Genomic DNA, 13,698 nt, shown 5'->3' with positions numbered 1-13,698 from the left:
TTAATGAACCCGTTCAGTTTGAGAAGTTATCATTTTATTTTTATCAGAACTTAGCTCCTTAGTCCGCGTCCTTTGCTAATTAAGTACCAGCAAAGCGAATAAAGAACGGCAATGAAAAGGACAAGGATGAGCATGGAAACAACCGTTGACATGTCTGTTGTTCCGAGAAAGCCATATCTAAATCCTGAAATCATATAGACGATCGGATTAATTTTTGAAACAACTTGCCAGAATGGTGGCAACATGGAAATTGCATAGAAAACACCACCTAGATAAGTTAAAGGCTGCAAAACGAAAGTTGGCACGATGGACACATCATCATAAGATTGTGCAAAAATCCCGTTTAGTAATCCTGCTAATGAAAATAATATCGATGTCATTAATAGTGTGATGATGATAATCGTCCAGGAAAAAACATGAAGTGGGACGAAAAAGAGCGAAATGAGCGTCACAAGTGCACCAACTAAGATACTTCTTCCCATACCACCGATTACAAATCCCCAGATGATAACATGTGTTGGGACTGGAGCAACTAAAAGTTCTTCAATATTTTTCTGGAATTTTTGTGAGAAAAACGACGAAGAAACATTGGCGTATGAACTTGTAATGACAGACATCATGATGAGCCCAGGGACAATAAATTCCATGTAGGAAAACCCGCCGACTTCCCCGATTCGTTTTCCAATTAAATTTCCAAAAATGACGAAATATAAGGATGTTGTTATAACTGGAGGTACCAGTGTTTGCACCCAAATTCGTAAATAACGATTGGTTTCTTTGACTGCAAGACTTTTTAAAGCCGTAAAATAAAGACTAAACATTTTTCTCCTCCACTCGGTGTTCTTCTTCTGTGATTTTTAAGAACAGCTCTTCTAACCGATTTGACTTATTGCGCAAGGAAAGGACTTTTATTCCTTGTTCGGTCAACTGCTCAAAGATTTCATTCACGCCTTGGTCACGTTCAACTTCAATGGCTAAAGTCAGTTCATCTTCAAAATAACTCTTATAGCCTTTGATCTCTGGTTTTTGAGCATAAGGAGCCAGGTCAAAAATGAAAGTTTCAAATTGAAGTTTTGCAAGAAGTGCTTTCATACTGGTGTTTTCTACAAGTTCTCCAGCTTGAATAATCCCGATATTGCGGCAAAGCATTTCTGCCTCTTCTAGGTAATGAGTGGTCAAAATAATGGTTGTGCCACTTGCGTTTAATTCACGTAAAAATTCCCACATTTCACGCCTTAACTCAATATCTACCCCTGCTGTAGGTTCATCAAGAATAAGTAAACGAGGTTCATGCATTAACGCTCGAGCGATCATCAGTCGGCGTTTCATTCCACCAGAAAGCATTCGCGCTCGAACATGGCGTTTCTCCCATAAATTGGATTGCTTCAGATACTTTTCGCTGCGTTTTATGGCTTCTTTACGCGAAACACCATAATAGCCCGCTTGGTTGACCACAATTTGTTGAACCGTCTCAAATGGGTTGAAATTAAATTCTTGTGGAACTAAGCCAATTTGTTGTTTCATTCGCACTAAATCTTTATCTAGATCGTAGCCAAAAACTTTTACTTGTCCAGATGTTTTATTCACTAGAGAAGTAATAATTCCGATTGTAGTTGATTTTCCAGCACCATTTGGACCTAAAAGGGCATAAAAATCGCCTTCTTCAACATTTAAATTGATACCACGCAAAGCTTTAACTCCTGTAGCATATACTTTCTTTAAATCTTTTATTTCAAGTGCATAGGTCATTTAAATTCTTATCTCCTTATTGGTGAATTCACGGTCTGTTTCTACTTTAGGAAATTACTGATATCAAGCAGTTAAGACCCTTTTTATTCTAACATGCAAAAAGCTAAAATGTCCGATTCTGAACTTACCGAATGCGTTAAACATTATACTTGAGAAAAGAAAAACCAGCAAACTTTCTGCCTGCTGGTCGTGACTCTTATTTGTCGCCTAGTGCTGAACCGAAAACAGCTCCTGCCACATTTTTTGTTTTAATCACAAGTTTTTCTGGATCATGTTCCAAGTAAATGACTTCAATAACTTTACCAGGCTGAACTTGGTCTAAAGCCTCTTGTAATACCGTTTTCTTAATGGAAACTGGCTGTGTGGTATTATCTTTTAATGCTACTTCAAGGTCCAACCAAACATTTACCTTTGCATCTGACATGCTATTTTCGGGACGCATTCCAATGACAGTCGCGTAACTTGTGATGCCTTCTTTACTAATTTTAAGTGCTTCCGAATCCATCATCCCAGTTTTTACAGCAAACTCTTCAAACAATTCCTGCATCTCTTCTTGCGTAAGCGTCGGCTCTCCAGCTTTAGGAAGTGCTACCTTTTGCTGTTCATTTGTCACAACGGGAATAGGTGCCCCTATTTGTAGTGCGGAAAGTTGCGTGAGTGGGATGATCGCTTTTAAACTGGATTGGAAGCTCTCTCCTGTCTTTTTAATAACATCTACTTGCATTTCAACTTGAGGCTGTTGATTAATATATGTTCCCGTTTGAGCGAGGCTACGAATAATCCCAAGTGCTGCTTCACCGTTTTTTATACGCATCATGTTACCAGTTCCTACGAATGACATAATAGAGCTAATCACGAGAAGCCCAATCCCCCCATAAATGCCAATCCTGAAGATCGAGTTATCAAAGAAGTCTACACTTGTTGTATCTCGGAAAAAAATAAGATACATAATTGTTCCAAAGATCATAATAAAGCCTAATGTCCATAAGATACGAGATAAATTTTTCATTGTTTTTATCCACCTAACTTTCTTTTAATAATTGCACGATTTTTTTATACATATCAGAAGACTTTTTGTATTGCCTCTTTTGTTCTGCGCAAATGCCAAGAAGTTCATATAATGCCACTAAACGTTCTACAATTGGATTATGTTCAAAATAATCTAGGCACAATTCAGCTTGATTCTGAGCGGTTTGATAATCTTCTTTTTGAAGCGCAGCTTGTGCCTTGTAAAAATATAACGCATAGCTTTGATCATTCGTTTTAGGAGCAAGTTCGAGTTTTTGAATGAGAGATGATAAGTGTTCGAACTGTTTCCCTAAAAGCGCAATATCCGCTTGATAAAGCATAATAAGCGTGAAAAAAAGTCTCCTCAATTTGTTCTTGTTGCTCTAAAAATTCATAGAATCTTTTACTTTCTCTTTCGGCTTCAATCAATTGCTTTGTTTTAATCAGCATGACAATGCGATTATTAAAAATCATTACCTGATAGTCCCCCATCTGAGTACTATCTAGATAAATCAGATTTTCTTCTGCTTTCGATAAGCTAATGATCGCCTCTTCAAAAAGTCCCAAATAAAAGTAATAATTACTTTGCAAAATATAAAAACTTGGGAGGTGTGCTTTAAGATTTTTTAATTGGACTCGGTGCAAAGCTTTATTTAACTGTTTTTTCGCTAATTCAAAGTTTTTTTAAAGTGAGAAGAATTTCAATTTCTATTTTCTTGACAGCGATCCATGCTTCCGCATTTTCTGTGAGTAATGGAAGTAACAGATGACAATAATTACTTGCGGCTTCATAATCATTTTTTGATCTAAAAACTTGCATTTTATAAAAATAAAAAGCTTTTTTTAGAGGAGCTGGTAACTGTCCGATTGTACTGTCGGGAAATTCTTTTAAATAAAAGTTCAAATAATGAATATGTAAACGATTATAGTTTTCTTGATCTTGGGTCAATTGATAAAAACAAGCCGCCATAAGCTTCGAAGATAATTCAAGTACAAGTGCGTCCGCGCTTTTAGGAAGCGTAACTACATAAGTTTCGTCAATATCTGAAAAGGCAATCATCTGGTTCACAATTTCATCTGCGCCTTTTAAGATTTGACTAGAAACATCTTCGGCTTTGAGTAAATAATTTGTGGAAACACCTAGCTTTTCAGCAAACTTAACAGCTAAGTCCTCGGCCAGAATGTAGCGTCCTGTTAAAATATTTGAAAAATGAGGCAAAGTAATTAGTCCACTCACAAGTTCTTTTCGAGTCATCCCCTGCTTTTCTACTAGAAAATTAATTCGCTCTTTTAGCATCTCTTCCCTCCTTTTCGCTATGATTATTGGCTATACTTGTATAGTATCATAGAAAAAATTACAAATATAGTGATTAAACGTAATGCAAAAGATTTCTTTTGAAATAAACTTAAGTCATTGGATAAAAATTTATTTTGTAATAAATTACTGTTTTTAACAAAATAAAAAGAAGTTTGCCTGTTAGAGCACCCCTCTTCATTAATAAAGTGAAATCATTGAAGTAAATACTTACTTAGATCTGTGATTAAAAGATGCGTTTTCTCAACGAAGAGAAAACGCAAAAAAAATTTATTCTGTAGCTTCTACGGTTTTCGTTTGATGTTCAGGAATGATTTTTAAGAAGAGTAAAGCCATTCCTACAACTGCCAAAATAGCAGCAACGATGAACGGATAGCTTGTCCCGAACATTTCGCTGATAAGACCTGAAACAATGGGTGCAAATGCAGCGCCAAGCCAGCGAACAAAGTTATAAGCGCCACTTGTCACGCTTCTTGTATAAGGAGAATGTTCCATAACGGTTGTTGTAAATAAAGCATTGTTAATACCAAGAATAAGCCCAGAAAGAATGATTAAAACAATTCGAATCCACAAGATAGGAATAACGCCAAGTAAAACCAAAATAACGGCACAAGAAGCTAATGTAAACTTGAGAACGTGTTTCGAATTAAAACGAGCTTCCAACCCATGAGCAATTTTGGCAGAACCGAGTGCGAGACAAAGTCCCCAAGCAAAAAAAAACAAAACCAATTTGAATGGCAGATAATCCAAGAACGAGTGGCGAATACGCTAAAATCGTGAAGAAGCAATAGTAATAGAACATGCCACTAGTTGCGATTTGTAGAAAGGGCTTATAAGTAAAAAGGTGTAGCATCTGCTTAATAGGTACTTCTTTTTTGGAACTGCTTTTTTCTTTGGCTGGTGCTTTTACTTTAAACAATACAAGCAAGCATGCAATAAAAATTAATGTTGCCGTTGCGAAAAATGGATAGCGCCAAGATAAGTTTCCTAATACGCCCCCTAAAAGTGGACCAAAAGCCATTCCAAGTCCCATTGCAGATTCATAAAGTCCGATGGCATGTGAAGGTGTATGCGATAGTGCAATCAACATGGTCATAGCTGTCGCGAGAAACATAGAGTTTCCAAACCCCCATCCAGCACGGAATATTGAAAGTCCTGTAATACTGTTTGAAAATCCGCACAGTAATGCAAAAATTGTTACAATCGCGAGCCCAGCAACAATAAGTTGCTTATCGCCAACCTTACTAGCAACAATTCCAATCGGAATCATCATGATCGCCATGACAAAAATATAAGAGGTAAATAAAAGTTCTACCTGTGAGTGAGTTGCTCCGATACTTTCAGCAATGCTTGGTAAAATAGGATCAACAATCCCAATTCCCATAAAGGCAAGTAAAGATGCAGCTGCTGTAATCCATTTACCCGCTGCTTTTTGTTTTTCGGTTAACATAAATAAAGTCCACTTCTTTCCCTAATTTATCGACCTTTTTATTCTATGCCAAAAAAATATTTATGTCAATATTTACATATATAAAAAGTTACTTATGTATAAAATTGCATTTCGGTTAAATATCGTTTAGAATGTAGAGGAAATCACCATCTAGGGGAGTGAATCAGTTGACTGGATCCATCAATTTACTGGGCTATACCTTACTCGAAATGATCGCCCGAGAAGCTTCAAGCGGATATGATTTGGCCTACCGTTTAAAAATTATGCAGAATACGCACCACAGTCAAATTTATCCGATGTTAGCGAAACTCGAAGAAAATGGCTATCTCCTTTCAACTACGCAATTTCAGGAAAGAAAGCCTAATAAAAAGATCTATGCAATTACTCTTCAGGGACTTGAACTTTTGCGAGAATGGTCAAAAACGCCAGTAAAAGTCCCTGTGTCACGTGATGAATTTATCATCAAGCTACAGCTAGACTGGTTAAACCCGAGTCGAACAAGCGAATTGCTCGAAGAACGAATCCGTTACCTTGAAGAGCAACTTCGTGAGACAGAAAAAACTTTAGTCGCGATTCAAGAAACGCTTGGTCTTACTTCCACCAATGAAAAAAAAATCGAATAATGCCCTATCAGATTTATCAAAGAAAGTATCAATTGACATTAACAGAAAAAAACTGGTGCTTAAATTTGTTAGGCAAATAAAAAACGCTTCCGCATAAGCTTACACGGAAGCGTTTTTTATTTTATAGATAAGATTTTATTTTTAAAATTTCGTTGGCCATTTCAACGGTTTCCTTGTCTGGTGTTTCAATTCCTTCGAGTGGATAACGTATCCCGAGTTTTTCCCATTTATAAACGCCCATGGTATGATAAGGAAGCACTTCGACACGTTTCACATTTGGAAGCGTCGCAATAAAGTCGTGAAGCGCATGCAAATCAGTAGGATCATCCGTTTTTGTTGGAATTAGAACATGACGAACCCAAATTGGCTGGTCTTTATCCCGCAAATAATGGGCAAAATCAAGAATAGGTGCATTGGGTCTACTAGTCAATTTAAGATGCTTTTCTGGATTCATTTGCTTGATATCTAGCAAAATTAAATCTGTGAGTTCCATTAGCTGATCTAGTTTTTGAATGAATTCAGGATCTCTTGTAAAGCAACCTCCACAGCTATCAATAGTTGTATGCACGCCTGCTTCTTTACAAAGTGTAAATAATTCAATTAAAAAATCAATTTGAAGTAGTGGCTCCCCGCCACTTACTGTGATCCCCCCGCCAGTTGCATCCCAGAATTCTTTATACTTAATAGCTTCATTAAAAACCTCTTGTGCGGTGCGTTCATTTCCAATCCCAATTTTCCAAGTATCTGGATTGTGGCAAAATTGACAGCGAAGCAAGCAGCCTTGTAGAAAAACAATAAAACGAACCCCTGGACCATCTACCGTTCCCATGGTTTCCGTTGAGTGAACATGTCCGATAACCTTTTCCATTTCGCTCTTCCTTTCAAAACTTTTATTGGTATTTTAAGATAAAAAATTTGTGCATAAATGAACTTAATAATTTAAAATAATTTCTTCTACTGTTATCTTAACATATTATTGAAAAAATACTACAGTTTTGAATAAAAAAAATTAAAACGCTACCAAAGGCTTAGATGAGGGAATCAAGCAAATAAAATAGTAGTCATCCTGTACTACTAAAAACACTTTATTCTGTTATAAAACAATAGATACATGACTGCGCTTTGTACTAAAAAAGGATGCTTCTAATGGAAAGCACCCCTTTTATAGACTTTATTAACATTAGCCAAGCCACAATTTCTTATCAGAAGTAGTAATTGCAGTGGCTCCTGCCAGAAGTGCCTGTTGAACCTGCTCTTCTCGTTCAATTAACCCACCAGCAATAACCGGAATCTTCATTTCGCGAATCATGTTCTCTATTTGTTCTGGAAGTATCCCAGGCAAAAGTTCAATCGCATCCGGTTGTACTTTTTGAATTAGCGCTTTCCCTTTTGTATTGGCACTGGAATCAATCATGAATAATCGCTGGATGGCGAGCACTTTATGCTGCTTAGCCTTTAAGATGACGTTTCCACGAGTCGAAATGATACCAGCTGGACGAATTTCCTGACAAAGAAAATCAATCGCATAGTCGTCATTTTTAAGTCCATTAATTAAATCAGCGTGAAGTAATACCTTTTTTCCTGTGGAGGATGCAAAAGTGACGAGTGATTTAAGCTGAGCAACATGCGTTTCGAGCATAACCATATAATGCCCACTGTTTTTTAGTTCTGCGATTTTTTCAATATCCTTTTGATTATGTGCCGCAGGAATAATTCGCTGGCGAGCAAATAATTCTATCATAATTGTTGTTCGCTCCCTTTTGTTTACATCACTCGTTTAAACATTTTTTCGAGTTCATAAGTCGTATATTTAATAATTACAGGCCGACCATGCGGACAAGTAAACGGATCACTTGCTTCACGCAAAGTATCCAGCAAAGCTTCCATATCTTGCATCGTCAAATAGTGATTCGCTTTAATAGATTTTTTACAGCTCATCATAATAGCCGTATCTTCACGAAGCTTATGAATGCTGATATTTGGCTCATGAAGAGCCTCATCAACAATTTCACGTAAAGTCTCCTCTTCTTCTCCCTTTGGAAACCAAGTAGGATGAGCGCGGATAATAAAGCTATTTTGACCAAATGGTTCCATGAACACGCCCACTTCTTCAAGTTTTTCGCGTTGTTCAGTGAGCCTTACATATTCATCATTTGAAAATTCAAGTACGATGGGTACAAGTAATTCTTGAAGTTCACGGCTTACTTCACCGATTTTTTCACGGAAAAACTCATATTTGATTCGTTCCTGAGCAGCATGCTGATCAATAATATAGAGCCCTTCTTCATTTTGAGCAAGAATGTATGTCGCATGCATTTGTCCAATGGGATACATTTTTGGAATTCGAACTTTTCTTTCCTCAGCAACAGGTGTGCTATCGTTAACCTCATAACCGACTGTTTCTTCTTCGATCATAGCTTCAGAGTCAAACATTTCCTCTTCAGGAGAAGAAACATATTCCGGAACAGAAGGTTTCTCAAACAGAGTAGGCGGATTTTCTTGTGCCTGTGTCTCCTCGTAATCTGGAGAGTCTGATCTCTTCGGTATATTCTGATTGGAGTCAAAGGACATTTGCAACTGTTCAGATTGAAGCTTTTCTCGCTTAGAAATCGCTCCATCTGGAATCAACTGCAACTTATGGAAAGCTTCTTTAAGAGCTGCTGCAATGAGTTCACCGAGTTCTTTTTCCTTACTCAAACGAACTTCAAGCTTAGCTGGGTGAACATTGACGTCCACAATAATTGGATCCATTTTTATTTCGAGAACAATGATTGGAAACCGTCCAATAGGAAGAAGTGTATGATAACCATTTAAAATCGCCTTGACAAGTGCAAAATTTTTAATGTAGCGACCGTTGATAATAGTCGAGATATAGTTTCGATTTGACCGATTTACTTCTGGAAGAACAGCATAACCGCTAATTTTAAAATCAAGGGATTCTGCTTGAACAGGCACTGTTTTCTTAGCAATTTGAACACCATAAATGGCTGCTATTACTTGGCGCAAGTCGCCGTTTCCACTTGTTGAAAGAAGAGATTTTCCGTTGTGAGATAAACGAAAACTGATATCTGGATGTGAAAGAGCCAATCGATTCATTACATCCGTGATATTTCCAAGCTCAGTTGGTAAAGTTTTTAAATATTTCAAACGAGCGGGTGTATTATAAAATAAATCTGTGACGGTAATTTCTGTACCACGACGAGCAGAGTCACTGTGCTTTTCGATCTCTTTTCCGCCTTCAATAACAATCGTTGTACCCGTGTCTCCAGCAGAAGTCGTTAATTTCACTTTTGCAACAGAAGCAATACTTGGAAGTGCCTCACCCCGAAACCCAAGTGTGTGGACACGAAACAGATCTTTTTCTGTTTTGATTTTACTTGTGGCATGGCGCCTAAACGCAGTTGAAACATCTTCAGGTTCAATCCCTGCTCCATTATCTATTACCGTCATTTTTGTCATTCCTGCTTCTTCAATCAGAACATCAATAATCGTACTTTTGGCATCGATAGCATTTTCCACTAGTTCTTTAATGACGGAAGCGGGTCGCTCAACAACTTCACCCGCTGCAATTTTATTTGAGAGATTATCCGTTAATTCGATAATTTGTGCCACAGCTTATCACATCCTTTAGTGCAATTTGCTTTGTAATTCAAATAATTTATTCATGGCATCAAGTGGCGTCATTTGCATCAAATTCAGTTTTTTGATTTCCGCTTCCACGTCACTTTGCCTTGCTTTTGTTTGTTTAGGTTTTTCTTCGATCTCAAAAAGTGGTAATTGCATATCATCAGATTCCACATTTTGCACCGATTCCCGCACAATCACACTTTCTTCTTCCCGCTCGAGCTTGGTGGGCGTCGCATCAGGCAATTTTTTCTCTCCTGTTTCTAGCGTCTTTAAAATCTCGTCCGCTCGTGTGATCAATTCTTTTGGCAAGCGTGCGAGTTCAGCTACATGGATCCCATAACTCTTATCAGCAGGACCTTCTTTGATTTTATGAAGGAAAACAACCTTGCCATTTTCCTCAATTGCACTTACATGAACATTTTCAAGATGCGGTAATTCTTTATCTAGCACCGTAAGTTCATGATAGTGAGTAGAAAATAGCGTTTTCGCTTGTACGTTTTCATGAATATATTCGATAATAGCCTGTGCGAGTGCCATGCCGTCATAAGTAGCAGTACCTCGTCCAATTTCATCAAATAAAATTAAACTGTTTTTTGTGGCATGGACGATTGCATTTCTTGCTTCAAGCATTTCCACCATGAAAGTACTTTGGCCAGCGATCAAGTCGTCTGCAGCTCCAATACGTGTAAATACCCGATCAAAAATAGGTAAAACGGCTTCTTTTGCAGGAACAAAACACCCGACCTGCGCACAAATCGCAGTTAGGGCTACTTGCCTCATATACGTACTTTTACCCGACATGTTGGGCCCGGTAATTAAAAGAATTTCACGATCTTCTGACATGTTGCAATCATTAGCGACATAGCTTTGCGAACCCATAACGCGTTCGACAACAGGATGACGGCCTTCCGTAATGGCAAGCGTCCCATCTTCACTAAGTGCTGGTTTTACAAAATGATTTCGCTCACTCACTTCAGCAAAGCTTTGCAAGCAGTCAATTTCACTAATAGCTTTCGCTAATTTTTGTAATCGTTCAATATAACTTTTTACTTGTTCGCGAACTTCAGTAAACAATCGATATTCAAGTTCAACAGATTTTTCTTCGGCATCCAGAATAAGGCGCTCTTTTTCCTTTAATTCTGGTGTAATAAAACGTTCAGCATTCGTTAGGGTTTGTTTACGTTCGTAACGCCCCTCTTCTAGTAAATGCGTATTGGCGCGTGTCACTTCAATGTAGTAACCAAAGACACGATTAAATCCAACCTTAAGCGATTTAATCCCTGTAATTTGCCGTTCTTTTTGTTCGAGCTCAGCAATCCAAGTTTTTCCATTTCGGCTCGCATCACGATACTGATCAAGCTGATTATCATAACAGTCCTTGATAATTCCGCCTTCACGAATGGAAAGTGGCGGAGAATCAATGATTGCTTGCTCTAACAAATCAGCAAGTTCCGTACATGGATCAAGTTTTTCTCCAAGTTGATTCAAATTGTTAGCCCCCGAAAGTGAGCCAAGGTTAGCTTTGATTTTGGGGATTTGAAACAATGAATTTCGTAGTTGAACAAGATCCCTTGCATTCACATTTCCGTAAGCTACACGGCCAGATAAACGTTCTAAATCATAAACATTTTTTAGATTTTCAGCAAGTTCCACGCGTTCAAAGAAATGTTTCATAAGCTCTTCCACATCAGCTTGTCGCGTTTCAATCATTTCCCTGTCAATAAGAGGGCGATCAATCCACTGTTTTAAAAGGCGTCCGCCCATCGCCGTTTTAGTTTGATCTAAAAGCCAAAGCAAAGTACCCGTTCGCCCTTTCCCACGAATTGATTCAGAAAGTTCGAGATTTCGCTTCGAATAGTAGTCCATTTTCATATATTGGCTTGTTTCATAATGGATGGATTTTTGTAAATGACCTAAATCGCGCTTTTGCGTTTCAGATAAATAATGCAACAATAAAGTAACCGCTTTTCGTTCAGAAAGTGCTGTACTACGATCAAGCAATTTTTCGCTTTCAGCAGTGGGCTCTACTTCATCATGAAGCGAAACAACGAGTCCAAGCTGCTCACGAACGGTTTCTGTAATGAAACTGGCATCGCTTGAACGCGTCACGACTTCCTTTGCAGAAAGCGTGGACAATTCATTGATAAGGCGGTCGTCTTGAAGTGAAAGCACCGTAGATTTCAGTTCTCCAGTTGAAAGATCGGAGTACGCAAAGCCAAATTCCTTATCTTCATAGACATAAAAAGCCGCAATGTAATTATTTTCCTTCTCTTTTAAGCCCTTCTCATCCATCACAGTTCCAGGAGAAATGAGCTGGACAACTTCACGCTTCACCATGCCTTTAGTGGTTTTAGGATCTTCAACTTGCTCGCAAATGGCTACCTTATAGCCTTTTTCGATCAATGTATCAATATAGCCACTGGCAGAATGATAAGGCACGCCACACATCGGAATGCGTTCGGTTCCGCCTCCTTCTCTTCCAGTAAGCGTAATTTCAAGAATTTGCGATGCCTTTAAAGCATCATCAAAAAACATTTCATAAAAATCGCCCAGACGAAAGAATAAAAAGGCATCCTGGTAATTTTCTTTAATCGCTAAATATTGTTTCATCATTGGTGTGTATTCAACCATTTTGTTCACTCAACCCCTATTTCCAGCAATTTTGCCCTTCTTTATTATAACATACCTAAAAACAGCTTTCCCGTGAAAAAAGGCTTGATCAGTCTCTCGTTTCTAATTTTCGCGTAACATTTTGATCAATTTCACGCGTAATTGATTGCAAAAGATCATTTGCATCCACTTGTGCTCGTCTAAAGTCTCGCACAACCGGTAGATCATCGATTTCTTGCTTCAACCGTTCAATCTGAGCTTCCGTTTCTTTCATCGCTTCAAACTTCCCATAATGCTCCAAATTCACAGACTGTTTTTGAAGTAGTTTGATTTTCGCAATTTTTTCTTGAACTTTCGAATTTGCATCAATCGTCTCTTCCGCCTTCTTGTAAAAAGAAATCTCTTCAGTAGCCGAAAGCGCATCTCGAAGCTCCGCTGCTTTTTGCATAATTTCATCCCGACTAGTTGTCAAAATTTCGTCCTCCTTTATTCATAAAACGGATGATCATCATTAATTAAAATCCGATCGATATGTGTTGCTGCTCCCGTATCTGGATTTAGTGTTATAAGACATCCAGACAGCACAGTTCGCCCAGACTTTGGCACCTCAAAGCGAGTAGGAAGTTGCGTCTTAAAGCGTCTTAATACAGCTTCTCTTTCCATCCCGAGAATGGCATCATACGGCCCTGTCATTCCTGCATCAGTTAAATAAGCCGTTCCTTCCGGTAAAACGCGATTATCAGCGGTTTGTACGTGAGTATGTGTTCCAACAACAGCTGTCACGCGACCATCTAAGTGCCACCCCATCGCTTGCTTTTCGCTAGTCGTTTCCGCATGAAAATCAACAAAAATAAGTGATGTTTTTTCGCGTGCTTCAAAAACGAGATCATTTACAACATCAAAAGGATCCCGTAAATCTTGCCCCATGAATGTCCGCCCTTGCAAGTTGATCACAGCAAGCAGATACTGATTAGACTTTACATAAACGATGCCTTGGCCAGGCGTTGCTTCAGGAAAATTTGCGGGTCGCGCTAGATATTTTGCATCCTCAATAAATTCAAAAATATCTCGATTATCAAAACCGTGGTTCCCCAAAGTCACCGCGTTTGCTCCAAGCTCCAAAAAACCTTTATAGATTTTTTCTGTGATCCCTCGACCAGCGGCAGCATTTTCTCCATTAATAATCGTCATTGTGGGCTTATATTTCTGTTTCAATTTAGGAAGATATTCCGTTACCATGTCTCTTCCAGGGGAGCCGACAACATCCCCAATAAATAAAATTTTCATTCTTTTTCTTACTCCATTCTATTACAAAT

At 38.3% G+C, this 13,698-nt stretch carries 11 protein-coding genes and 2 pseudogenes; 1 reads left to right on the top strand and 12 read right to left on the bottom strand.

Going from position 1 to position 13,698, the window contains the following annotated elements:
- Window positions 1–50: 50 nt before the first annotated feature.
- The 6 genes and pseudogenes from MAQA_RS10270 to MAQA_RS10245 all read right to left on the bottom strand — a co-directional run bounded on the left by MAQA_RS10270 (window position 51) and on the right by MAQA_RS10245 (window position 5,522).
- A complete protein-coding gene (locus MAQA_RS10270; RefSeq protein ID WP_036073641.1) occupies window positions 51–821 on the bottom strand; it encodes an ABC transporter permease in 771 nt (256 codons plus the stop codon).
- On the bottom strand, window positions 814–1,749 hold the full coding sequence (locus MAQA_RS10265; protein WP_036073638.1) for an ABC transporter ATP-binding protein: 936 nt from the start codon (window positions 1,747–1,749) through the stop codon (window positions 814–816). The genes MAQA_RS10270 and MAQA_RS10265 overlap by 8 nt, the downstream gene beginning before the upstream one ends.
- Window positions 1,750–1,945: 196 nt before the next feature.
- A complete protein-coding gene (locus MAQA_RS10260; RefSeq protein ID WP_036073636.1) occupies window positions 1,946–2,758 on the bottom strand; it encodes a hypothetical protein in 813 nt (270 codons plus the stop codon).
- A 13-nt stretch (window positions 2,759–2,771) separates the two neighbouring features.
- The gene (locus MAQA_RS10255; protein ID WP_149023353.1) at window positions 2,772–3,125 is read right to left on the bottom strand and encodes a hypothetical protein; all 354 of its coding nucleotides are present in this window, start codon (window positions 3,123–3,125) and stop codon (window positions 2,772–2,774) included.
- 305 nt (window positions 3,126–3,430) lie between these two features.
- Window positions 3,431–4,054, bottom strand: coding sequence for a helix-turn-helix domain-containing protein (locus MAQA_RS10250; RefSeq protein ID WP_036073631.1), 624 nt, complete (start codon window positions 4,052–4,054; stop codon window positions 3,431–3,433).
- A 288-nt stretch (window positions 4,055–4,342) separates the two neighbouring features.
- Window positions 4,343–5,522: pseudogene (locus MAQA_RS10245) on the bottom strand (MFS transporter).
- Between the two features lie 209 nt (window positions 5,523–5,731).
- Between MAQA_RS10245 and MAQA_RS10240 the strand changes: the two are divergent.
- A pseudogene (locus tag MAQA_RS10240) lies at window positions 5,732–6,225 on the top strand (PadR family transcriptional regulator).
- A gap of 41 nt (window positions 6,226–6,266) precedes the next feature.
- On the opposite strand, the gene pflA reads toward MAQA_RS10240, so the two are convergent.
- The 6 genes from pflA to MAQA_RS10210 form a co-directional block, all read right to left on the bottom strand.
- Window positions 6,267–7,013: a pyruvate formate-lyase-activating protein gene (gene pflA / locus MAQA_RS10235; RefSeq protein WP_036073628.1), complete on the bottom strand. Its 747-nt coding sequence runs from the start codon at window positions 7,011–7,013 to the stop codon at window positions 6,267–6,269.
- 312 nt (window positions 7,014–7,325) lie between these two features.
- Window positions 7,326–7,883 (bottom strand): glycerol-3-phosphate responsive antiterminator, encoded by a 558-nt coding sequence (locus MAQA_RS10230; protein ID WP_149023356.1) that lies wholly within the window; start codon window positions 7,881–7,883, stop codon window positions 7,326–7,328.
- Between the two features lie 26 nt (window positions 7,884–7,909).
- Window positions 7,910–9,757 (bottom strand): DNA mismatch repair endonuclease MutL, encoded by a 1,848-nt coding sequence (gene mutL / locus MAQA_RS10225; RefSeq protein ID WP_036073623.1) that lies wholly within the window; start codon window positions 9,755–9,757, stop codon window positions 7,910–7,912.
- Between the two features lie 15 nt (window positions 9,758–9,772).
- Window positions 9,773–12,403, bottom strand: a complete 2,631-nt coding sequence (mutS, locus tag MAQA_RS10220; protein ID WP_036073620.1) for a DNA mismatch repair protein MutS — start codon at window positions 12,401–12,403, stop codon at window positions 9,773–9,775.
- Between the two features lie 88 nt (window positions 12,404–12,491).
- Entirely contained in the window at window positions 12,492–12,854 is a 363-nt protein-coding gene (locus tag MAQA_RS10215) for a YlbF/YmcA family competence regulator (protein ID WP_036073617.1), read from the bottom strand.
- 14 nt (window positions 12,855–12,868) lie between these two features.
- A complete protein-coding gene (locus tag MAQA_RS10210) occupies window positions 12,869–13,669 on the bottom strand; it encodes a TIGR00282 family metallophosphoesterase (protein WP_036073615.1) in 801 nt (266 codons plus the stop codon).
- Window positions 13,670–13,698: the final 29 nt, after the last annotated feature.

It is taken from the genome of Listeria aquatica FSL S10-1188 (genome assembly GCF_000525795.1).
Lineage (GTDB): Bacteria > Bacillota > Bacilli > Lactobacillales > Listeriaceae > Listeria > Listeria aquatica.
This window is presented reverse-complemented; position numbering and strand designations above follow the sequence as displayed.

Bases quoted from the DNA above. Each gene is read 5' to 3' on its own strand.
- MAQA_RS10265 (WP_036073638.1), bottom strand. From the start codon at position 1,749: ATGACCTATGCACTTGAAATAAAAGATTTAAAGAAAGTATATGCTACA.
- MAQA_RS10260 (WP_036073636.1), bottom strand. From the start codon at position 2,758: ATGAAAAATTTATCTCGTATCTTATGGACATTAGGCTTTATTATGATC.
- MAQA_RS10270 (WP_036073641.1), bottom strand. From the start codon at position 821: ATGTTTAGTCTTTATTTTACGGCTTTAAAAAGTCTTGCAGTCAAAGAA.
- pflA (WP_036073628.1), bottom strand. From the start codon at position 7,013: ATGGAAAAGGTTATCGGACATGTTCACTCAACGGAAACCATGGGAACG.
- MAQA_RS10210 (WP_036073615.1), bottom strand. From the start codon at position 13,669: ATGAAAATTTTATTTATTGGGGATGTTGTCGGCTCCCCTGGAAGAGAC.
- MAQA_RS10250 (WP_036073631.1), bottom strand. From the start codon at position 4,054: ATGCTAAAAGAGCGAATTAATTTTCTAGTAGAAAAGCAGGGGATGACT.
- mutS (WP_036073620.1), bottom strand. From the start codon at position 12,403: ATGGTTGAATACACACCAATGATGAAACAATATTTAGCGATTAAAGAA.